Below are 20,915 nucleotides of genomic sequence, written 5' to 3'. Positions count from 1 at the left end.
TTCTCTCTCCCGAACAGGAGGAGCACCTTGGCTCACATCGATTCGCTGACCCTGCCCACCTCCAGCGTGGAACTCGACAACGGCGAGAACCTACGAGACCTCGCCATCGGCGACAGTGTCCGACTCCAGCCCGACACCGGCGCCGGAGGGCTGTGGATCGCCGCCAGATTCGACGACCACCAGGACCAGCTCACGCTCTACGCCGCGACGATCATCACGAACTGCGCCAAGAACCCGGCGATCGTCTGCCCGCACCACGGCGCCCGGCACGCCCATCCCGTCACGCGCGACGGTCGGGTTCTGCGCCGGCCGAGGCCTGACACTGCGAGCACAGCCCGATGAGCACCGCGCCCCCTCGCCTCACCCCGGAGCAGGTCGCCGAACACCTCGACAGCCTCGGGGAGACCGCAGCCGCCCTCCTGGTCGGCGCCATGGCCCGCGAACTCACCCTTCTCCGGGGCGAACGTGATGCCCTCGCCACGCACACCCGTTCCATCGCCGCTCTGCCGAGCCACGGCACGAGCTACAACGGCGCCCTCATCGCGGCGGCGAAGAAGGCACTGGACACCCTGCGCGTGACCAGGCGGTGCCCGGTGGCGGAGAACCGGCGGCACGCGCCCTCGGAATCCCGCGGCGTGACCCGTTGCCGGCTCTGCCACGCCCGCGTCCCCCGCCGGGACTGAAACAACCCTGACAGGGGGCGGTCCCGACGTCGGACCGCCCCCAGCCGACCCCACCGCTTCGGAGGCGTGATGCCCGAGTACCGGGTACAGACGGCCAAGAGCGCCTTCCCCAAGCCGGGCGACTGGAAGACCGTGCTGGAGACCAGTGACCGGCAGGAGGCGCGCGCCGCATGGAGAGGGGCCAGAGCAGTCTTCTGGCGGCGCCTGGTCCGGGACGGCACCGTGATCCTCGCGCTCACCAACATCAAGCCCCGCATCACCGGGGCCGGGAAAGGCCGGTGGCAGGTGGCGTACCTCAGTCCGGAGGGAATCGGCGGCGTCCACTGGCCCGCCGGCCCGTGGGACGGGGTGTACGCCCAGGTTCTGCGTGGGCTGCACGAACAGGCAGCTCGGCATGGGGTGTTGTCACACGCGATTCACCACCCCGCACACGCCGGGACGGAGACAACGAGACGGGGCGCCGACGGCGCTGATGGCTACCCCCAGCGGCCACGGGGAGCTTCGGGAACGGGATGATCCGCACGCCGCCGCAGCGCCTCCCGGTCTAGCCGGTCCGCCTCCTGATCGGCCTGGGCCCGAAGTTCGGCCCAGCCTGCTGGCGGCGCGGGCTCGACGACCCGCTCGTCGTCCCAGATCGGTCCTGGCGTGTGCAGCGCACGAAGCTGTGCCGCCAGGTCCCGCTCCAGCTCGCTGGTCCTGCGCACGAGCTCCCGAGCCTCCTCATCTCCGTCGCGCACCATAGCGACGAGACGGTGGTCGAACAGGTGGGCCAGCCGCACCTGCCACCAGCGATAGTCCTGGTGGTTCTGGCTGAACGGCGCGCGGTCCAGGTCCTGGGCCGACAGAGCCCCGTGCTCGTCCACCCGGGCCAGCACGTCCCGGTGCACCGCGGTCAGCCGCGGCCGTTTACGGGCCTTCTTCGCGTCGGCGGCTACCTCCTCGACACCGGCCCGGCGGTGCAGGAGGGCGTGCATGCCGGCCAGGCACGCGAGCTCGTGCCGGGCGCACCACCAGCCCTCACGGCCGGAGGTGTCGACCAGTTGCAGCAGCCCCGGGCACACGTCACACAACCGGAGCACGATCGGCTCATGCCCGCCCCCACCCGAGCCGTCGCGGTCGTCGCCCGGCCACCACGGCCGCTCCACCGCCTCGGTGCGCCCGCACAGCGCACACCCGGACGAATGGAACGGCTCCTCGGGCAGCGTCGCACGCAGCTCGCGGACCGCCCGCCACGACCACACCTCAGCGGAGCCCTGGTACTGGAGATCATCGGTCCAGCCCAGCGACAGGCACTGCTCGCACAGCCCGATGGGGGAGGAGGCCACCGGGGCACCACGCAGGGCGACACGCGCCGCCTGGACCTGTCGCCCGCACCACGAGCAGTTTTTCAGCGGCACTTCCGCCGGCCGCTGATAGGGCACAGTGGCCACCGGCGAGACGGTCAGATCCCGCTCCTCCCGAAACAGCAGCCGCCCCTCAACTTCCCCGGCGTGATGGAACATCCGGACGACCTTGCTGTGCCCGGCGAGCGCGAGTCGGGTACGCCAGTGGCCGTACCCGACCATGTCCCACACCCGCGCCCGCTCTCCGCGGTCCCGGGCGGCATCGCGCAGACGCTGCTCGGCCTTGCGCTGCTCGGCCGGGTCATCCAGGCGCGGCCGCAGGTCCACGGCGAGGTCGATGTGCAGCAGCGGTTCCTGGCCGGGCTCGGCGTACGGGCCCACCGCGCGAATCTCCTTGACCCACCACAGCGTCGCATCGGGGTCGGCATTGACTGCCCGCGCGGCCTTGACGACCTTGTCGACCAGCGCGTCGGCGTTCTTGCGGGTGGACGGCTTGCGGCCAGAGGCGTGGGCCAGGCTCCGTCCGGCGGGGGTCAGCGTCCAGGTCCGGTAGTCGTGGTACTCACAGTCGTCGGTACTGCAGTTGGAGCAGTGCTGGATCTCGTTAAGGTCCTCGGGCGCGGTCAGGTACCCGGCGTCGACGCTCGCGGCCAATAGTGCCAGGCACCCGCGCCGGTCGAGGTGCACAGCGCGCTTCACATCGCGGATGTGAAGCCCGAAGGAATCTCCGCGTTTGAGCAGGTCGCGGATCTCGCGGGTGGCATGGCCCAGCAGCGGAGCGTCCAAGTCCACGACCCGCTCGCCCTCCTGCCGCCCGACGCCGCCGAGCGGCATCAGCGCGGGGCCTCTGTCGCCGTCCTCACGGGCATACCGGCCCGCCATCTCCGCGATGAGTCCCGCCATGTCCCGCCCCAGTTCCTCCACGCTCACCGCTGCGCCCCTTCTCTACGTCCGCGAACCATGCGAGGAGCTCTCCGGAAAGGACCAGCCCACCGCTCAGCTCCTTCCAGCACAGACCAACTGTGACCCTATCGACACAGGACGACGGCCCATGCCGTCCTGGCTGAATGGAGGGCTTGGGAGGTGTTTGGGCATCCGTGCCCCGAGGACCTGGCGGACCAAGTTCGTCAAAAGGCTCGTTCACGGCGGAGCCAGGAGGTGTGGCGGTGCTCCCGCGGTGCGGGTGCAGCGTCCGGGTAGCGCTCCGCACCGGTCCACGGGTCAGATCCTCTCAAGAGCCGTCCGATCTGGGTCAGCGCGACTTGGCCCGGTGCGTGCCGCCGGGGACGAAGTAGCGGGCGCCGATCCGGTCCTGAGGGTCCATGTACACCAGGGCTCTGAACCACGGTGTGGCCTTGCGGGGGGACTTGGCACGAAGGAGCGTGGCGTAGGCGAAGAGCATCCGGATCGCCGGGCGGTTATCGATCGGCGCGTATTCGAGGACGTCGCGGAAGGGGAAGGGCAGCGACTGCTGGATGAGCCAGACACCGGCCTCGGCCCATTCCAGGGCTTCTTCCAGGTCGCCGGGGACTCCGTCCTTGTCGATGCCCTCGCCTTCGTTCAGCCCGGCGCAGCTGTAGGCGAAGTCGGTGTAGGCCTCCAGGCATCTGGGGTGGAGCAGCCGGCCGTCGATCTCGACGCAGGCCTTTTCGTAGGCCTCGTCCTCCTCCGGGCTGGACTCGCCGTCCGGCAGCCAGATCCGCTCCATCCGCCACATGGGACGCGGCGCCAGGGCCGCGATCTTCTTCTCCAGCGGAGTCGGGCGGTCCTCGATGTGGTCGTTGGCGTCGAACAGGTCATGGTCCGCGGTGCCCGTCCAAGCGGCCAGGGGCCGATCGAGTTTGGCTTTAACCGCATCGGTGATCTCGCCGGTGGCACGCAGCCAGGGCATCACGCCCTCGAACGCCCCGGCCTCCTCTTCCCTGGTCAATCCCAAAGTCATGGGCATCAGTGTGCTCGCCTCGGTAACACTGCCGGGACCGACCGTGGAAAGAAGAGCCCGGTGCCGCCCCTGCCACCCATCGCGTCGGAGCCTGGTTGCCGACGTCCCGTGCGGTGACAAGGAGACGATGGTCGGCCAGGGCACCGGCCGGCCATGGGCATTACCCACTGCGTGACCCCTCGTTGGTAAGGACATGGGCAGGCGCAAGCAGAGCAAGCCGCGGCGATCGCGACCGGTACCTCCTCCAGACGGGGTGTGCGATACCCCGTTCGTCATGGAGCGCGCCGAGTGGCTCGGCTACATCACCGGGCAGGAGCAGCCGTTGGGCTACGCGACCGCGGGGGAAAGCTACGACGCGGTGATGGCGGGCGTCGCCGGTTTCGTCGACCACCGGGAGCAGGACGACGGCACCTGGATGCCTGTGCTGGATCCGCGCGACGGGCGGCCCTGGCAGGCCTTGAGGACAGACGAGCCGGTCACCACGCTGTACCGGTCGCTGACCATCGCGAGTCTGCTGGCCGACCAGACTCTTCCGCCCGGCTCAGTGGTACTGCACACGATCGGCATGGACCCGTATCTGCTCACCGACACCTATCGGCAACGGCATCCAGGGCAGAACCCGGTCATCTCTCGGATGTGGATGGACGTTGCCGGCGTACGGGTCGCCTCGGAGTCCGTCTGAAGGGCCTCCGTACAGCGCCGACGAGTACGCGCAGGCCGAGGCACGCAGTGGTCAGACCGTGCGATAAGCGGGACATCCGCCCGTGCGTGCGCCTACCCTGATCCAAGATGTCCCGGTGGTCCCCCGTGCCGCCGGGACCTCTTTCCGACAGAAACGGGGTTGAATCAACAACGCTTAATTGGCTAGGATGGGCGCCCCGCCCGAGACGCGCGGAGCCCCGCCAACCACGGGGGGTTCCCCGACCGGCCCGCGCTGGGCCGCCGACGGCGGGCGCTGAGGTCTCCCATAACAGCGCGCCGCAGCAGGCCAGCGACCCGGTCAGCCAACTCGGCTGGAGACACAAGACCCGAGCCCGGCCGCAGGAGGGATCCTGACCGTGCACGACGACACCGCGCTCACCATCCGCACCGACGAGCAGCGCATCTGGTATCTGGCCACCGTCGGCAGGGCCGAACTGCTCCAGCAGCTCGCCCCGCTGGAACTGTCGACGGCCATCACGCACGACCCGATCGCGTGCGCCCGATGGATGGTTCTCGCCGCACACACGCACAACCGCGCAGCCTGGGAGATCGCCCAGAACGTCGTCCAGCCCCTCGCGAGTGCCGCGGCGTTCATCGTCATGACCGACGAAGAGCCCGAGCCCGTGTCCCATGTCGCACTCGTGCCGACCATCCGCAGGCGTACCGAGGGCGACATCACCGGTCTCTACGCCGAGCTGCTGCTCTTCGAGCAGGGCGGTCTGGTGAACCAGGGCGCCTACCGCCTCTCCCGTCTGCCGCAGGAGAGGCAGTGGATCATCGACACCAACTACGGCCCCATCGGCGCCAGCGACCAGCCGTTCGGGTCTTCCAGGCTCGGCCGCCGGCGCACCCTTCGGCCCGCCGTCACCACCGAACTCGACCGGCTCGCCGAAGGGCTCTGAACCCGTGCGCCCGCGATCGGCCGGGGCCCGGCCGATCGCGGCCTCGGCCCACCACTCGCCGAATCCCGCCTCCCAGACGAAGGACGACTGCATGGTCCGCGGCATCCAACCCGAACCACCGTTCACTCTCGACGCTGCCGAGCTGACCCGGCAGCCCGAGCGCACCGTCAGCTTCCACCGTGTCCAGGCCGCGCTCGCCATTCTCGGGATCACCGTCCTGCTCGGCGCGCTGGCCGTCATGATCACCAGCACCGCGTATATGGCAGTGACCAGGTCCCGGGACTGGCACGACATGTTCGGCTGGTGGGACGCGTGGATGGCACTCATAGCCGTGCTCCCGGCAGGCTTCTACGCCTGGCGCTGGAACCGCATCCGGGCCGCCTGGGCCTTCCGTGGCTACCACCTCGACGACGAGGAGCTCTACGTCCGCACCGGGCTGATGTTCCGCAAGTTCGTCGTCCTGGCCTACGCCCGGATCCAGGAGGTCAACGTCTCCTCCGGCCCTCTCCAGCGCCGCTTCCGTCTGGCGACCCTCACGATCAGCAGCGCCGCGGGAAGCGACACCATCGACGACATCGACCCGCGGACCGCGCAGGAACTACGCAACCAGCTCACCGAGTTCGCGCGGAAGCGGAGGCTGCCGGTATGACCCCGCAGCCTCTCCAGGGCCGCCTTCACCCGGTCACCCCCCTGAAGCACAGCTGGGCCGTGCTCATCGGGCTCGCCAGCCTGGCCTACAACCAGCGCGACCTCCTCAACGTCGGCCCCTCCGAGACCAACGGGAAGATCGACGTACCGCTGTGGGCCGCCTGCGTCATCGCCTCGGTGATCGTCGTCGGCACCGTCGGCCTGTTCGCCGCCTCGTGGTGGCACAGCCGCTACAGCCTCGACGGCGACGTCCTCCGCTACCGCAGCGGCCTGCTCTTCAAGGTCCGGCGTGACTGCGAGCTCCGCCACGTGCAGAGCGTCGACATCGACCGGCCCTTCCTCGGCAGGCTCATCGGCGTCTGCACCCTCCAGGTCATCATGTCCGGCACGACGATGACGTTGTCCTACCTCACCCTCAACCAGGCACGCACGCTCAAGGCGCGCATCCTCTCCGAGGACACCGGTGACGAGAAGCTCTACCAGGTACAGCTGAAGCACCTCGGGCTCGCCCTGCTCCTCGACGCCGGCACCAACCTCTCCTCCCTCGTCCTCGCCGTCTTCGGCATCCTCCCGTACGCCCTGTCCGGCGAGCTGTTCGCGCTCTCCACCCTGATCGCGTTCGTCCCCAGGCTCTGGCGGCTGACCGGCGAGAAGCTCTTCGTCTGCAGCGGATGGTCCGTCACCCGAACCGCCGAAGGCACCTACCGCACCGACTTCGGCATGTTCGACACCCAGCAGTGCACCTACCGGGACACCCGCGTCGCCTCGATCGAGATCCATCAGCCGATCCTGTGGCGCAGGTTCGACTGGGTCGAGGTCAGGATCTCCGTCGCCGGAGCCCGCGTCCCCGGCCTGCTGGTGCCCGTCTGCCCCCGTCCGGTCGCCGAGAAGATGGTCCTCCACCTCCTCGGCCCGGGCGCCGTGGCGCACCTGCACGATCCCATCCCGGCACCACCGAAGGCCCGGATGGCCACCCCCTTCCACCGGGCCCTCGGATACCGCCTCGGCGACGGGTACTTCACCTCCTGGAGCGGGTTCTTCCTCCGCAACGTCACCACGGTCTGCCCCACCGCACGGATCCAGACCGTTGACGCCGACCAGGGCCCGTGGCAGCGCAGGCTGGGACTGGCGAGCGTCCACGCGCACATGGCCGGAGGGGACGCCGTGCCGGCTTCCCATCGCACCGCCGAGGAGGCAGCGGAGCTCGCCACCAGGCTCTACGCCGACTCGATGCGCTCCGCACAGCCGGTCGACCACACATCGTCGTGGGCGACGAGCGCCTTGCGGTCACCGCGGCCGCACGGAGCAGCCCCGATGACCGCGCCGTAGCTCGGCGACCAAAACGCGCTGCTCGTGCCGGTGGGGCCCTGCGCCCCGCCGGCACGGCGCGCATGCCCGCCCCCATCGCACCACCAGCCTCACCGCAGGAGGAGTTGTGCAGCGACTCGTCATCGACCAGTCCGAAGTCCGTGTGTCCGAGGCCCTCGCCGCCCAAGGCGCACCCGGGTTCCCCCGTCCGCTCTCCTGGTGGCAGCGCTACGCCCCGCTCTGGCTCGACGTCACCGAGGACGTCCAGGGCCGCCTCGTCCTCGAGCCGAACGGCCGCCGCGCCGACGGCGCCGTCCTCGAAGTGACATCCGCGCTGCGCCGCCGTCACCTGCGCTACGCCCGGGACTGGATCGGTAACCAGATCCAACTGGACTTCTCCAACGCCGTGTTCCTCCTTCCCGACCCCCGCCCCGCCACCGGTCGTCGTACGTGAAGGCCCCCATGACTCTCCAATCCGCGAATCCCAGCTGGCTCGACGAGGCAATCCGGCACATGCGCTGGCAGGTCCGCGAGTGGGCCCGGACCGGGGCGCTTCCCCAAGAGCGGTCGTACGACCCCACGCTGCTCGAACTCGGCACCGAGACCTGCACCTGCCACTGCTGGGGCAACCACCCGACCAGGCCGGGCGTCTGCGACGCCGCCTCCCACCCCGGAACGACGCTTCGCAACGGTCCTGCCTGCCTCAGCTGCTACACCGCCGCCGAGGACCGGTCCGGCCGGCGTCGCGTCACCGCCCACCCCGAGGAGCACACCGTGAACTCACCCTTGCTGGACCACCTCATCGGGCACGGCACCGGCGAACAGCCGTGCCGGATCCGGCTGGCCGACGGCATCGTCATCTCCGTACTCGCCAACCCCGACGCCCGCTGCCTCAAGCACCTCGACACGGACACCTACGCGGCCGTTCAGATCAAGTTACCGGCGGGGGTACCCGGGCCCGAGAGCTGGAGTCGCTACGAGGACGGGACGCTCGGCTCGGGCCAGTACTCCTGGCTGGACGTCCAGTTGCTGCGTGAGTTCGTCGAGCAGCACGGAGGCGAGCACCGCGAGGAGGGCCCCGAGGTGGACATCGAATCCGCGGCTCCTCTCGCCCCCGCGGACACCGAAGCCAGCGCGCGCCTGCTGGCGCTCGCCGAGGCGCTGGGCGTCGACCCCGCGGACCTCGATGAGGCCGTGCACGACGCGGCCGCGCGCTATGCGAGCGACGTGTGCAACGACACCGGTGCCACCGACGCGCCCGCGGCGGCCGACGCTGTCTACGACGAGGCCGGCCGCCAGGCAGCCGACGACGTCAACAACCGGGGCCTCGCTCAGCAGGTGAGCTACCTCGTCGCGCAGTACGGCACCGAAGCGGCTGAGGGGATCATCCGCGCGGCCGCCCCTGCGGGGGACCGCTGATGTCGGCCGCGCTGTACATCCAGGAGCAGATCGAGATGGGAGAGGTGTGCCAGCGCTGGCGCGATCGCCGCCACAGTTGGCGCCCCACGCACGAGGGCGGCTTCGACCCAGCTCGCTATCTCGTACGGGAGGTTCCCACGGGGCAGTTCGGGATGGCCAAGGCGTTCGTCCTCGCACACCACTACAGTGGCTCCTGGCCCGCAGTCCGGTTCGTCTACAACCTGTACGACATCACGGCGGGCGAGCGGCTGGTGGGTGTGCTCACCTTGGGCATCCCGATGCACGTCGGTGTTCTTCAAGGCCCATTCAAGAGGCTCACCCCGTATGTGGAGTCGCTGGAGCTGAACCGGCTGGTGCTGCTCGACGAGGTGCCGGCGAACGCCGAGACGTGGTTCCAGGCCCGCGCGTTCCGGCTGGCGGCGGCCCGGAACGTCAAGGGGATCGTCGCGCACAGCGATCCCGAGCCCCGGCAGCGCATGACTCCGACCGGCCCCGAACTGGTGCATCCAGGGCATTACGGGACGATCTATCAGGCCAAGGGAATGGAGTATCTGGGCCGGACCCGTCCGCGCCGGCTGACCGTTCTGCCGGACGCGTCCATCCTCACGGACCGCGCGATCGCCAAGGTCCGCGCGGCCGGCCACCATGCCGGGCGCGGACATGCAGGGATCGAGCGCCGCCTGGTCACCTACGGCGCCCGCCCCCGCAGCCCGGGCGAGCCAGGCGGGGAGTGGCTGGAGGAGGCCCTCCTTACGATCGGGGCGACGGTGATGGACCACGGGGGCAATCACAGGTACAGGCTATGGATCGGTCCCCGCGCGCGGCGCGCGTCCGCAAGCCTCTCGGGATCCGTCATCACCGCCCTCCCGTACCCGAAAAAGCGTCAAATATAGAGTTGCACAGACAACTTCTAATTCGGTAGGGTGGCAGCCCTGATCCTGCTGGGCTCGACCTTTGCGTCGGCATCCACTCCACCAGAAGGAGCGCGGCCCATGGATTTCAGTGTCCCTCCCACCGGCACGCTCACGGTCAGCCCGCCCCTCAACCCGCACGAGACCGCGTTCCTGCGCAGCTTCTCCGTCAGTCGGCGGATGCGCCGCCGCGAAGGGCCCTATTCCACGCGCGAAGACGTTCCTTACGAGGAGCTTGGGCCCGTGGACTACAACCGGCCCCCCGACGGGCAACCGGGCCTGTCGTGCAACTGGGTGCCCACCGACGACGGTACTGGCATCCAGTGGGACGGCAGCACGAGCTTCGACGACGCCGATGAGTGGCTTCAGTACATCGTGGATCACTTCCTACGCCCGGGTGCCGTTGCGCAGCAGCTTCCTCCGGCGCCGCGGCGTCCTGACGACGTGGACTTCAGCGGATTCACCTTCGACCACCACGTCAAGGGTGAACTCCACGGTGAGGCCGAGCACTGCTGCGACTGGCAGGCCCACTGCGTTCTCACCGTCGAGGAAAACACGGTCAGCATCCGCTACGAGGCGCCCCGATAGTCAGCGCCGAGATGGCGCCGCCCCGGTAACACCGTCGACCGCGAGCGTCCGGGCCCGCCTCGGCAGGTTCCGCACCCTCACCACGCCCTCCCCTCCGGCCGCTGGGCGAGCACCGTCGCTCCCTCAGCGGCCGGGCATTGTCAGTCCCCTGCGAGAGGATCATCTGCATGACAACTCTCCCCGCCGATGAGGCGCTGACCAGCCGCGCCGACTACGAGGCCGCGCTCGATCGCCTGCGCGAGTCGTCGCGGGCGTACTACGGCGACGGCGACAGCCCGCTGGACGATGCCGCCTACGACGGCTTGCGCCGGTCCGTGCTGGCCTGGGAATCGGAACACCCCGAGGACGTCGCCCCGGACTCCCCCACCGGCCAGGTCGGCGACGGCGCCGCCCCGGTCGGGGACGTCGCGCACACCAGCCGTCTGCTCAGCCTCGACAACGTCTTCAACGCCGAGGGCCTGATCGACTGGGGTGCTTCCGTCCAGCGCCGCCTGGGCCATGCGCCGGTCGGCGGGTACGCGTTCGATCTGAAGATGGACGGCGCGGCCGTCGCTGCCCGGTACCAGTCCGGTCGGCTGGTGCAGATCATCACTCGCGGCGATGGCAGCCACGGTGAGGACATCAGCCACAACATCGGCCAGATCGACGGTCTCCCCGAGCAGCTCCCGGTACCGGTCACGGTCGAAGTGCGCGGAGAAGTACTGTTCACACAGGCCCAGTTCGAGACGGCCAACGAGGTCCGAACCCGCTACAAGGCGGATGTCTTCGCCAACCCCCGCAACGGCACGGCCGGCACCCTGCGGGCGAAGGACCGCCCGTACCGGCTGCGGATGACGTTCTGGGCGTACGGCGCGGTCGAACTCGGCGGGGAAGCCTTCCTGCCCGCCGGAGCAACCCACGCCGAGATCCTGGCCGCGGTCGCCGAGGCCGGGGTCCAGACCACCGCGGCCACCCCTGCCGGACTGCACGTCGTCAACACCCTCGCCGAGGTGCAGCAGGGGATCGACGAGATCGCCGTCATGCGCCCGAACCTGCCGTTCGGTATCGACGGTGTCGTGATCAGGCTCAACGACGCGGCCGAGCAGGCCGCGGCGGGCGTCGGCAGCCGTTTCCCGCACTGGGCCACCGCGTTCAAATTTCCGGCCGTCGAACGGCAGACCGTGCTGGAGGACGTGGTCTGGGAGGTCGGCCGCACCGGGGTCCTCGCCCCGACCGCCGTGCTCACCCCGGTCGAGATCGCCGGGTCCAGGGTTACCCGGGCCACCTTGCACAACCCCGCCGACATCCGCCGCCGCGACCTGCACCTTGGCGACACGGTCATCGTGTACAAAGCGGGCGAAATCATCCCACGTGTGCAGGCCGCCGTCGTCGAGCGCCGCCCGGCAGGCGCGCAAGAGGTGCCGTTGCCCATGGCGTGCCCCAACTGCGGCGGAGAAATCGACCGGAGCCAGGAGCGGTGGCGCTGCGCGAAGGGCACCGCTTGCGCACTGCCCGCGCTGATCGAGTACGCCGCCGGTCGCGAAATGCTCGACATCGACGGGCTGGGCAAGACCTACGTCAAGGCCCTGGTCGACTCGGGTGCCGTCGCGGATGTGGCCGACCTGTTCACTCTCTCGCTGGAACAGCTCACCGCCGCCTCCGGCAGCTCCAAGCGGGCCGTCAAGCTCGCCGAGCAGATCGAGGCGGCGAAGTCCCGCCCGCTCAGCCGCATCTTCTGCGCACTCGGCGTGCTGGGCACCGGTCGCAGCATGTCCCGCCGTATCGCCCGGCACTTCGGCACGATGGACGCCATTCGCCAGGCCGACGCAGCGGCCATGCAGGCTGTGGAGGGCATCGGCACCGAGAAGGCACCGGTCGTCGTCGAGCAGGTCGCCGCCCTGGCGCCGGTCATCGACAAGCTGGTCAAGGCGGGCGTCAACATGGAGGAGCCGCAGGAGGAGACCGACGCGAGCGGCCAGGGGCCGCTGACCGGCAAGGTCGTCGTGGTGACCGGCAAGATGGCCGGACCTCTGGAAAGCCTGAGTAGGTCCGAGATGAACGCCCTGATCGAGCGGGCGGGCGGACGCGCGGGCAGCAGCGTCAGCGCCAACACGCACTACCTGGTGTCCGCACCCTCGGCAGGCGGCAAGCCGAGTTCGAAGGCCATCAAGGCCGCGGAACTGGGCGTCACGGTCCTCACCCCGGAAGCCTTCGCCGAGATCGTCGCCGACTACATCAACTGACCTGCGGCTGCCCGCTGGCAGCCGCCGAGCCCAGGTCCCGGTGGGGCGGGAGGCGACCTCCGGCCCCACCGACGCGACCTGGCGTCCGCGCCCGGCTGGATCGGCCAGCAGGTCCAGCCGACCCCGCCAACTCTGCACGCGCCGCCCACGCCCCGGGGGCCGACCAAGGGAGCCTTACATGTCCGCGTCCGGCCCGGTCATCCGTAACTTTCTCGACCTCTCCACCGCCCACCTCCGCGAGACGACCTGCGACAGCCTCAGCAGCTACGAAGGAGTTCTGGCCTACCGGACGAAGTACGGCTGGCTGATGTACGCGCCGGAGGGCGACGGGTTCGCCCACGAGGCCGACGTGCCTGCGGAGCTGCTCCCGATCGTCAAGCTGGCCCGCGCCAACGACTGCGCCTACGTCCTCTTCGACGCTGATGCCCCGGAGACTGACGCTCTTCCCACCTTCGACCGATAGTTCCGGCGCACGGATTCGCGAACCGCCGGCTGGGCCGGGCGCCACCTCGTCACTCCTGGCTCCCGGCCCCACCCGGTATTTGGCGTTGTCCAGACAACCCCAATACCGGTAGAATGTGATCCCGGCACACGAAGTGGGCTCGTACAGCGGTCTCCCAGCCCCCGCGGAGCCCGTAACCGGGAGAGCAACTCCCCACACCCGCGCCTGAATCCCGCAGCACGGCCACTGCCGCACCCGCAAGCCCCGGCCGTCATCGGCGATGTCAGTGCCCGCCCGTAGCTTCAGCTGCGCCCCCGCCCGTTGGCGCGGGGCCCCTCGACACATTGGAGATGGTGCCGTTGTCCGCATGGGAGAAGTCGAGCACAGCCCGGGTGATACAACCCGCCCGGCCGCGCAAGCTCGCCAAGGTCCCGTTCGTCGAACTGGCCGACGGACGCTTGCAGGGCGTGGTGTCCAGCGGTTCGGACGTCGGACGGGTCTACGTCTCGTCGATCGCGGCCGGTGATTACGCGTACGCATGCAGCACCAACAACAACCGGCCCTGCGGCGGCGCCCGGGGAGGCTTCTGCAACCACATCCGCGCCCTGGTGGGCGAGGCGGTGCTTCAGTACGGCCTCGAACGCGTCACCCGCTACCTGCGGATCGACACCGCGCCAGCGGAACCGAGCGCGCACAGCCTCGAGTACGCCATGGCCAGTTCCCGACCGCCAAAGGCGGACCGCACGGCCGCCGCGCCGGTCTTCAGCCGGTTCCTGCGCCACCTGGCGTACCTCGAACTCGGCCCGACCGCAGAGCCGCTGCCGGAGATGCATTTCTTCCCGCCGACGAGGGCGGTGGTGTGATGCGCACCGACCTGCTCACGGAGCCCATCGACGGGATGGACGAAGCCCTCGCTGCGGTCGACGGCTTCGACCGGGTTCTCACCGCCGGCCTGCTCCGTCCCCAGCCCTCCCACTCCGCCGCCCTGACCGAACTCGCCGACGCCGTCTCTGGCACGCCGCTGGCCGCCCGGGTCGCCGAGGCAGCGGAGAAGGCGACGACAGGAGCAGCGAGCGAGGACCACTTCATCGCCCTGTCCGCTGCCCGCACCGCACTGCTCGGCTCCGTCCACGACGCGCTCATGACGCGCATCGAGGAGGCCACCGGCCGAAGCCACGGCGAGCAGACCGCCCACGTGCCCGGTGAGCCTCAGGGAGCGAACCTGCTGGCCGCCGCCCGCTCATGGTTGTCCGATCTGGCGCGCACCGGATGGCAGGGGATCGACCACGACCTGATCGCCGGATCGGCGCAGGTGGTCTCCGCGATGCTCCAGGACCCGTCCCTGCGCCGCCTGTCGATCCTCCTCGACGGCTTCGCCGCCGAACTCGCCGCCTCCTGCCCGGGTGCGACCCTGGAACGAATCCCGGCACGCCGCTGGGGCGATCTGTGGTCACGAGCCATGCTCCTGACCCTGCCCGGCGCCCTGGCCGCGACCACGACCGAGACCGCCACGGGGCGCCTGCTGCCGCTCGGCGTCGACCTGCACGAGCACGCGACCGCCGCCCAGGTCCAGGTCCACGCCGTGTTCGAGCCCGCCGACGGCAGCCCCGCCCGTCTGGTACGCGCGAGCATGTCGGTGCCGAAGCCGGACACGATCGTAGGAGCCGGCATCTGGCAGCTGCTGCGCCCGCACATGTCGCTGCTCGCAGCCGTCGGCGAAGGCCTCTCGATGAACCTGACCGACATGCCGATCACCGCCGAAGGCGACCTGATCTGGAGCGACGATCAGGCGCGCCCGGGCGAGCCCGCCGACGCCTTCGCCACCGCCCGCGTCGCCCTTCCCGCCGCCACGGCCTCGGCAGCCGCTCCGCTGGACCGGCACCCGGCGCACATCGCCGCTCCCGTGTTCCTGCAGGGCTACACCACCCAGCGCGACGACGGCGCACTGACGTTCACCATCGCCGGACACTCCCTCGCCGTCGACACCGACCTCATCCCGGCTGCCGGCCCGCTCACCCCTGACGCCGTCGCCGCGTCAAGCGCGTGCATCGGCCTGCTGCACTGGGACGCCGGGATGTATCGCATCCAGCCGCTCGCGGTCGAGAAGACCGTGCGGAACACGGTGGTCGCCGTGCATGCCGGGGCGTGGGCAGGCGGCACGACCGACAAGGACGGTGCCAAGGCGGAGAAGACCGCCACCGACACCGTGGCGGTGCTGCGCGAGCGGGCCGGGAGGCTGCTGCGGAAATGACCGACACAACCGACACCCACCAGCCGGGCATGGCCCCGGCGAGCCCTGAGAGCCACGCCGTGGACTCCGACGAGAACCGGCGCCAGGTCCTGTACTGGAGGCTGCTGGCCCGGCTCTTCGACCCCGAGGAGCAGGCCACGCTGGAGTCGGCGAGCCTCGCCGTCGTCGAGGACATCGGCCTGCCGCCCGCCCTCCTGGACCCCCGGGCCTCCGTCGACTCGATCGTGCAGCGCCACCCTGAACTGGCCGCCGAGTTCGACGGCCTGATGACCCCCGAGCCCGACGACGGTGCCCGGGACCGGGCCGCCGAGGTACGGAGAGCGGCGCTGGCTTCGAAGGTGCTGCTCAATGCCTTCAGCTCTGGCTCCGGAACGGTCACCGCCGAGCAGCTGTCGGGCTGGCAGTCCGACGCGGGCTGGCTGGAGCGCGCGCTCGGCTGCAAGCCCGGCGAACTGCGCGGCGGCCAGGCAGGCGGAGGCTCCGGAACCGACACCGGAGAAACAGCAGCCAGCCCGACCGGGACCGGCGGCCGCGGTACGACGCCCGACCTCAGCCGGCTGATCCCAGCCATCGGCCCCGAACTCGGTGCCATCGAGGCCGACCTCGTCAAACGGATGCACCTGCGCGAAGTCCTCGCCGACTCCAAGCTCGCCTCCCAGCTCACCCCGAGCATGTCGCTGATCGAGCAGCTGCTGCGGGACAAGAACAACCTGTCCGGCGTCGCCCTGGCCAACGCCAAGGCCCTGATCCGCCGCTTCGTCGACGAGGTCGCCGAGGTGCTGCGCACCCAGGTGGAGAAGGCCACGGTCGGCGCGATCGACCGCTCGATCCCGCCCAAGCGCGTATTCCGCAACCTCGACCTCAATCGCACGATCTGGAAGAACCTCACCAACTGGGACCCGGAGGAGGAGCGGTTGTACGTCGACCGCCTCTACTACCGGCACACCGCCCGCAAGACGACGCCCCAGCGGCTGATCGTGGCCGTGGACCAGTCGGGCTCCATGGTCGACTCGATGGTCAACTGCACCATCCTCGCCTCGATCTTCGCCGGGCTGCCGAAGGTGGACGTCCACCTGATCGCCTACGACACCCAGGCACTCGACCTCACGCCATGGGTGCACGACCCCTTCGAGACCCTGCTGCGCACCAACCTCGGTGGCGGCACCGACGGCACCGTCGCCATGGCCCTGGCCCAGCCGAAGATCGCCGAGCCCAAGAGCACCGTCGTGGTCTGGATCTCCGACTTCTACGAGTGGCAGAGCGAGCCGCTGTTCGAAGCCATGGCCGCCATCCACCGCTCCGGGGCCACGTTCATCCCGGTCGGCTCTGTGACCAGCTCCGGCGGCAGCAGCGTCAACCCGTGGTTCCGGGAGCGCTTCAAGGACCTCGGCACGCCGGTGATCTCCGGACACATCCGCAAGCTCATCCACGAACTCAAGGCCCGCCTTGCCTAGGCATCACCGCCCAGACGCCGCCTCTCCCACGAGCCCTCAGACACCCACACACTCGAAAGGCCCTGACATGCCCGAGATGTTGCGCGCCCCCGCCGAGATCGCGTACGCCGAGGAACTCAACTGGCTGGAGTCCATCGACGACAACCCCAAGCCGTTCTCCTGGCGCCTGTCCCCGAAGATGGTCCGCCTGTTCATCCTCGGTTCCGAGCGCGCCGACGGACTCGACCGGAACATCTCCCAGAAGTGGTACGGCGACCGCAGCTTCGTCGAACGCTCCATCGTCACCCTCGCCTCCGACCGCGGCCTGCTCCTCATCGGCGACCCCGGCACCGGCAAGAGCTGGCTGGCCGAGCTGCTGGCCGCCGCGATCTGCCGCAACTCCACCCAGGTCGTCCAGGGCACCGCGGGCACCACCGAGGACCACATCAAGTACTCCTGGAACGTGTCCATGGTGATCGCCAAGGGCCAGTCCCGCGAGTCGATGATCCCCTCACCGATCATGACCGCGATGGAGACCGGCACCATCGGCCGCTTCGAGGAGCTCACCCGCTCCACGAGTGACGTCCAGGACGCGCTGATCTCCATCCTGTCGGAGAAGTACATCTCCGTACCCGAACTCGACGGCGCCGATGGCGACAACATCGTCTTCGCCAAGCCCGGCTTCTCGATCATCGCCACCGCCAACAGCCGCGACCGGGGCGTCAACGACCTCTCCTCCGCGCTCAAGCGCCGCTTCAACTTCGTCCGCATCCCGGTGGTGACGAACAAGAAGAGCGAGGCGGAGATCGTCCGCTTCCGCACCGAGGAACTCCTGCGCCGCCACCAGATCGAGCTGGACGTCCCGCCGACCCTGCTGGACGTGCTGCTGCAGAGCTTCGCCGATCTGCGTGCCTCCGCCGCCGCGGCGGGCAGCGACGACGAGCGGCTGGAATCCGCGCTGTCGAGCGCCGAGCAGATCGGCGTCCTCGAGGACGCGATCCTGCACAGCAACTTCTTCGGCGAACGCGCCCTGACCGCCCACACCCTCGCCTCCTCCCTCGTCGGCTCCCTCGCCCGGCGCGCGCCCGAGGACCTGGCCATCCTCAGCAAGTACCTGCACGGCGTCGTCGAGCCGCGCAGCAGGGAAGAGGGCGGCTCCTGGCCGGAGTTCCTGGACGGCGGCCGCGACGCGATCGCCACCCTGTCGTGAGCGCCGTGGACGAGGGAACGTTCACCGCGCTGAGCGCCCAGCTGCAGCAGGCGGCCCAGGCCTTCGCCGGCGGGCCCGACGCGCTGGAGGGCATCCTCCTGGGCATCGTCGACGACGTGGACCGCGCCGTGCGCGAGCCCCTGGAGATCTTCCCGGTCTGCCACCACTCCCCCGCCTCCGCACTCGCCATGGCGCGCCGCCTGCGCGAGAAGCAGCCCAAGGTCGTGTACCTCGAACTGTGCGAGGACATGGCGCCGCTGCTGCCGGAACTGCGCAACTGCAAGCTGCCGGTGGCCGTCCAGGCCTTTGCGAGCGAAGTCGACGGCTTCCCGGCCGAGTGGTCCCCGCTGTCGGTCGTCGCCCCGATCACCGAAGCCTCCGCCGAGTACCAGGCGATCGCCTATGCGCTGGACACCCCGGGCGTCGAACTGGTCCTGGTCGACCGCTCCTCGGACCACGTCTTCCAGTGGGACACGCGCGGGGCACCCTCCTCGGCCGCCCCCGACGCACCGCCCGCCGAGGAGGAGGCCGCGCTGCACGGCGACGCGGTCGGCGTCGAGATGGGCGACCTGCGGCCGCGCTTCGCCGAACTGGAGGAGCACCTGCTGCGCCACGGCCGGGTCCGCCACTGGTCCGAGTGGTGGCACCAGTACGTCGAGCTGCCGCTCGGCGACAGCGACCACGACACCTACCGCCAGGTCATGCTCCTGATCGGCAGCCTGTTCCGCCGCCTCGCTCCCGGAGACCCGTCCCGGGTGCGCGTGGACGAGGACCGCGAGCGCTACATGTGGACCCGGATGCGCGAGCACCTCACCGCGACCGGCACCGATCCCGCCGACGGCCTGTACGTCTGCGGCGCCTTCCACGCCGCCAGCCGGGTCGCCGAGTTCGGCGTACACGGCAGCGACACCTTCACCATCAGCCCGCCCACCGCCACCAAGTGGCAGCACGGCCTCATCCCGTCCAGCCACGCGGCGATCGAGGCACAGTTCGGCCTCGCCGCCGGCTCGGTGTCGATCGCCGCGACGGAGTGGGCGAAAAACCTCAAGCGCACGCGCGTGCGGCCGCACCAGCTCGCGGGTCAGGCAGGTGGGAAGAAGACGAGGGCCAAGAAGACCGCTGTCGCGGCCGCGCCCGTCCCGGCGGTTCCCGCCTCGGACAAGCTGACCGGATTTCTGCAGCAGCCGCCCGTCCTGGACCGACTGGACGAGGCCGAACTGCTCGGGTGGTCGGTGGAGGTCGTACGCGCCGCGCGCCGCAACGGCTACCTCGCTTCCACCGCCGACGCCATCGCCGTGTTCCAGACGTCGATCCTGCTGGCCGGGATGCGCGATCGTGTCCGGCCGACGCCGTACGACTTCCAGGACGCTGCCGTCACCTGCATCGAGAAGGACGCTGTCCCTGGGCGGCGCGACGTGCGCCGCATCGTGGAGATCATGATGGGCGGCGACCGCGTAGGCCAGGTCGGCTACGACGCGCTGCCTCCCCTCGCCCGCGACGTACACGACCGGCTCGCACCGCTCAACCTGAAACTCCAGCAGCGCGGCGTACAGCGGGCGCTGCTGGACATCGCCTCCCAGCCGCACCTGGAGCAGTGCTCCGACGTCCTGTGGATGCTGCGCTACCTGATGCCGCAGAACGCCGCACGGCCGATCATGGGCGAGCGGCGGCTCGGCGAGCGGCCGATCCAGGAATCGTGGGACCTGGCGCTGGGCACCCACCAGCGCGCTCTCATCGAACTCGGCTATGAGGGCGTCAGCATCGAGCAGGTCCTGGAACAGCGTCTTCGGCGTACGGCGTACGGTCCGCAGGCGACCACGGCGACCGTCCTCCAGGCCGTAGAGGACGCGACCCTCTATCTGCGCAGCCGCCGCCTCGCCGACGAACTGGGGACCCGCGCCCTGGAGGTGCTCTCCACCGAACGCAGCGTCGACGGAGCACCCGAGGTACTGCGCCGGGTACGGCGGCTGCTGGCCTTCTACCGCACCAGCGAGCCGGAGTTGCCGTCGTGGATCGAGTCGTTCGTCAAGGCCGGATACGCCCACTACTGCACACTCCTGCCGACGGCATTCGTGGACGAGGACGCCACCGTCCGGCAGGTCGCCGCGATGCTCGGCTTCCTGTTCAGCATGGAGAGCCTCGCGCTGTCGCTCGGCTGTGACCGGGCCCAGCTGGAACTGGCCCTCGCCCAGTCGCATCCGCAGGAGCCGTCCAGGGTGGCGCTGCTGTGGGCGGCTGAAGTACAGCTCGGGCAGCTTTCCCGCGCGGAACTTCGCTCCCTGTGTGACGACCTGCTGAGCAACCCCCTGGTCGTGCCGGCCTATCCGCGCTACCTCAGCGGATTCCTGCATGCCCTGGTGCCTGTTCCGGGCCTGACGGACTTCGTCGTGGAGGCGGTGTCGAACGCGTTCGCCCGTCTGCCCGACCCGGTGCTGCTGCCGTGGCTGCCGACCCTGATCACAACCCTGCGCTCCGGAGGCGCCGACCTCGCTCCCCTGCTGACCCGTGAGGCGGGGCGCATCTTCCCCGGCCGTCTGGCGACCCTGGACGAGTGGGTGCCGCCGTGGCAGGAGCGGACGGACAGCGTGCCGGTGGCGTCGGCACGTCGCTCCGGCCGCAGCGGAGTACTGCTTGCCGCACACCCGGCGACATGTGACGCCGTGGCCAACCTGCTGGGCTGCCGCGGGACGTGGGAGACGGCCGACGCGGCCCCAGAGGGCGCCGTGCTTGCCGGGCTCTACCCGGATACGGCTTCGGCGCTGGAACTGTTGCTCGCGACTCCATGACGATGTCGTAGCAGCATGCTGCGGATCCGCCGTCGCGCTCTAACGGCGGATCCGCGGTTCGGTGAGCCAGCCCGTAGCCTCCGACGGCCACCCGAAAATAGCGTTGACTCGACAACTCCACATTC

19 protein-coding genes are annotated in these 20,915 nt (G+C 70.0%); 17 read left to right on the top strand and 2 right to left on the bottom strand.

Translation table 11 applies throughout. The features are described from left to right. The first annotated feature begins 27 nt into the window (after positions 1–27). Together ACZ5FU_RS26780 and ACZ5FU_RS26775 are read left to right on the top strand one after the other, a co-directional pair. Positions 28–342 (top strand): hypothetical protein, encoded by a 315-nt coding sequence (locus tag ACZ5FU_RS26780; RefSeq protein ID WP_469047088.1) that lies wholly within the window; start codon positions 28–30, stop codon positions 340–342. Continuing rightward, entirely contained in the window at positions 339–683 is a 345-nt protein-coding gene (locus ACZ5FU_RS26775) for a hypothetical protein (protein ID WP_469047086.1), read from the top strand. The genes ACZ5FU_RS26780 and ACZ5FU_RS26775 overlap by 4 nt, the downstream gene beginning before the upstream one ends. 476 nt (positions 684–1,159) lie before the next feature. Here ACZ5FU_RS26775 and ACZ5FU_RS26770 read toward each other — a convergent pair whose 3' ends face one another. Both ACZ5FU_RS26770 and ACZ5FU_RS26765 read right to left on the bottom strand, forming a co-directional pair. Beyond that, positions 1,160–2,956 carry an adenine nucleotide alpha hydrolase family protein gene (locus tag ACZ5FU_RS26770; RefSeq protein WP_469047085.1) on the bottom strand — a complete coding sequence of 599 codons (1,797 nt, stop codon included), beginning with the start codon at positions 2,954–2,956 and terminating at the stop codon, positions 1,160–1,162. Positions 2,957–3,278: 322 nt separating this feature from the next. Further along, positions 3,279–3,968, bottom strand: a complete 690-nt coding sequence (locus ACZ5FU_RS26765; protein WP_469047084.1) for a hypothetical protein — start codon at positions 3,966–3,968, stop codon at positions 3,279–3,281. A 274-nt stretch (positions 3,969–4,242) separates the two neighbouring features. Here ACZ5FU_RS26765 and ACZ5FU_RS26760 point away from each other — a divergent pair, with 274 nt between their 5' ends. The 15 genes from ACZ5FU_RS26760 (at position 4,243) to ACZ5FU_RS26690 (ending at position 20,790) form a co-directional block, all read left to right on the top strand. Further along, the gene (locus ACZ5FU_RS26760; RefSeq protein WP_469047082.1) at positions 4,243–4,650 is read left to right on the top strand and encodes a hypothetical protein; all 408 of its coding nucleotides are present in this window, start codon (positions 4,243–4,245) and stop codon (positions 4,648–4,650) included. Positions 4,651–5,026: 376 nt separating this feature from the next. Continuing rightward, a complete protein-coding gene (locus ACZ5FU_RS26755) occupies positions 5,027–5,572 on the top strand; it encodes a hypothetical protein (RefSeq protein WP_469047080.1) in 546 nt (181 codons plus the stop codon). A gap of 91 nt (positions 5,573–5,663) precedes the next feature. Then, complete coding sequence (locus ACZ5FU_RS26750) at positions 5,664–6,221, top strand: PH domain-containing protein (protein ID WP_469047079.1); 558 nt, start codon at positions 5,664–5,666, stop codon at positions 6,219–6,221. Continuing rightward, positions 6,218–7,549 (top strand): PH domain-containing protein, encoded by a 1,332-nt coding sequence (locus ACZ5FU_RS26745; RefSeq protein WP_469047078.1) that lies wholly within the window; start codon positions 6,218–6,220, stop codon positions 7,547–7,549. The genes ACZ5FU_RS26750 and ACZ5FU_RS26745 overlap by 4 nt, the downstream gene beginning before the upstream one ends. Before the next feature lie 106 nt (positions 7,550–7,655). Beyond that, entirely contained in the window at positions 7,656–7,982 is a 327-nt protein-coding gene (locus tag ACZ5FU_RS26740; RefSeq protein WP_469047076.1) for a hypothetical protein, read from the top strand. Between the two features lie 8 nt (positions 7,983–7,990). Beyond that, on the top strand, positions 7,991–8,947 hold the full coding sequence (locus ACZ5FU_RS26735) for a hypothetical protein (protein WP_469047074.1): 957 nt from the start codon (positions 7,991–7,993) through the stop codon (positions 8,945–8,947). Continuing rightward, positions 8,947–9,840, top strand: coding sequence for a Mom family adenine methylcarbamoylation protein (locus ACZ5FU_RS26730; protein ID WP_469047073.1), 894 nt, complete (start codon positions 8,947–8,949; stop codon positions 9,838–9,840). The genes ACZ5FU_RS26735 and ACZ5FU_RS26730 overlap by 1 nt, the downstream gene beginning before the upstream one ends. A 99-nt stretch (positions 9,841–9,939) precedes the next feature. Then, complete coding sequence (locus ACZ5FU_RS26725) at positions 9,940–10,446, top strand: hypothetical protein (protein WP_469047071.1); 507 nt, start codon at positions 9,940–9,942, stop codon at positions 10,444–10,446. Positions 10,447–10,613: 167 nt separating this feature from the next. Continuing rightward, on the top strand, positions 10,614–12,668 hold the full coding sequence (gene ligA, locus ACZ5FU_RS26720; protein ID WP_469047070.1) for an NAD-dependent DNA ligase LigA: 2,055 nt from the start codon (positions 10,614–10,616) through the stop codon (positions 12,666–12,668). Positions 12,669–12,846: 178 nt separating this feature from the next. Continuing rightward, the gene (locus ACZ5FU_RS26715; protein ID WP_469047068.1) at positions 12,847–13,131 is read left to right on the top strand and encodes a DUF5983 family protein; all 285 of its coding nucleotides are present in this window, start codon (positions 12,847–12,849) and stop codon (positions 13,129–13,131) included. Between the two features lie 329 nt (positions 13,132–13,460). Further along, positions 13,461–13,973: a hypothetical protein gene (locus ACZ5FU_RS26710; protein WP_469047066.1), complete on the top strand. Its 513-nt coding sequence runs from the start codon at positions 13,461–13,463 to the stop codon at positions 13,971–13,973. Further along, complete coding sequence (locus ACZ5FU_RS26705; protein ID WP_469047064.1) at positions 13,973–15,361, top strand: hypothetical protein; 1,389 nt, start codon at positions 13,973–13,975, stop codon at positions 15,359–15,361. Before ACZ5FU_RS26710 ends, ACZ5FU_RS26705 begins: the two co-directional genes overlap by 1 nt. Then, complete coding sequence (locus ACZ5FU_RS26700; protein ID WP_469047063.1) at positions 15,358–16,815, top strand: VWA domain-containing protein; 1,458 nt, start codon at positions 15,358–15,360, stop codon at positions 16,813–16,815. Before ACZ5FU_RS26705 ends, ACZ5FU_RS26700 begins: the two co-directional genes overlap by 4 nt. Before the next feature lie 67 nt (positions 16,816–16,882). Further along, positions 16,883–18,004, top strand: a complete 1,122-nt coding sequence (locus ACZ5FU_RS26695) for an ATP-binding protein (protein WP_469047062.1) — start codon at positions 16,883–16,885, stop codon at positions 18,002–18,004. Beyond that, positions 18,001–20,790 carry a DUF5682 family protein gene (locus ACZ5FU_RS26690; RefSeq protein WP_469047061.1) on the top strand — a complete coding sequence of 930 codons (2,790 nt, stop codon included), beginning with the start codon at positions 18,001–18,003 and terminating at the stop codon, positions 20,788–20,790. The genes ACZ5FU_RS26695 and ACZ5FU_RS26690 overlap by 4 nt, the downstream gene beginning before the upstream one ends. Positions 20,791–20,915 lie beyond the last annotated feature (125 nt).

The sequence above is a fragment of the Streptomyces sp. NPDC031554 genome, from assembly GCF_055580685.1.
This window is presented reverse-complemented; position numbering and strand designations above follow the sequence as displayed.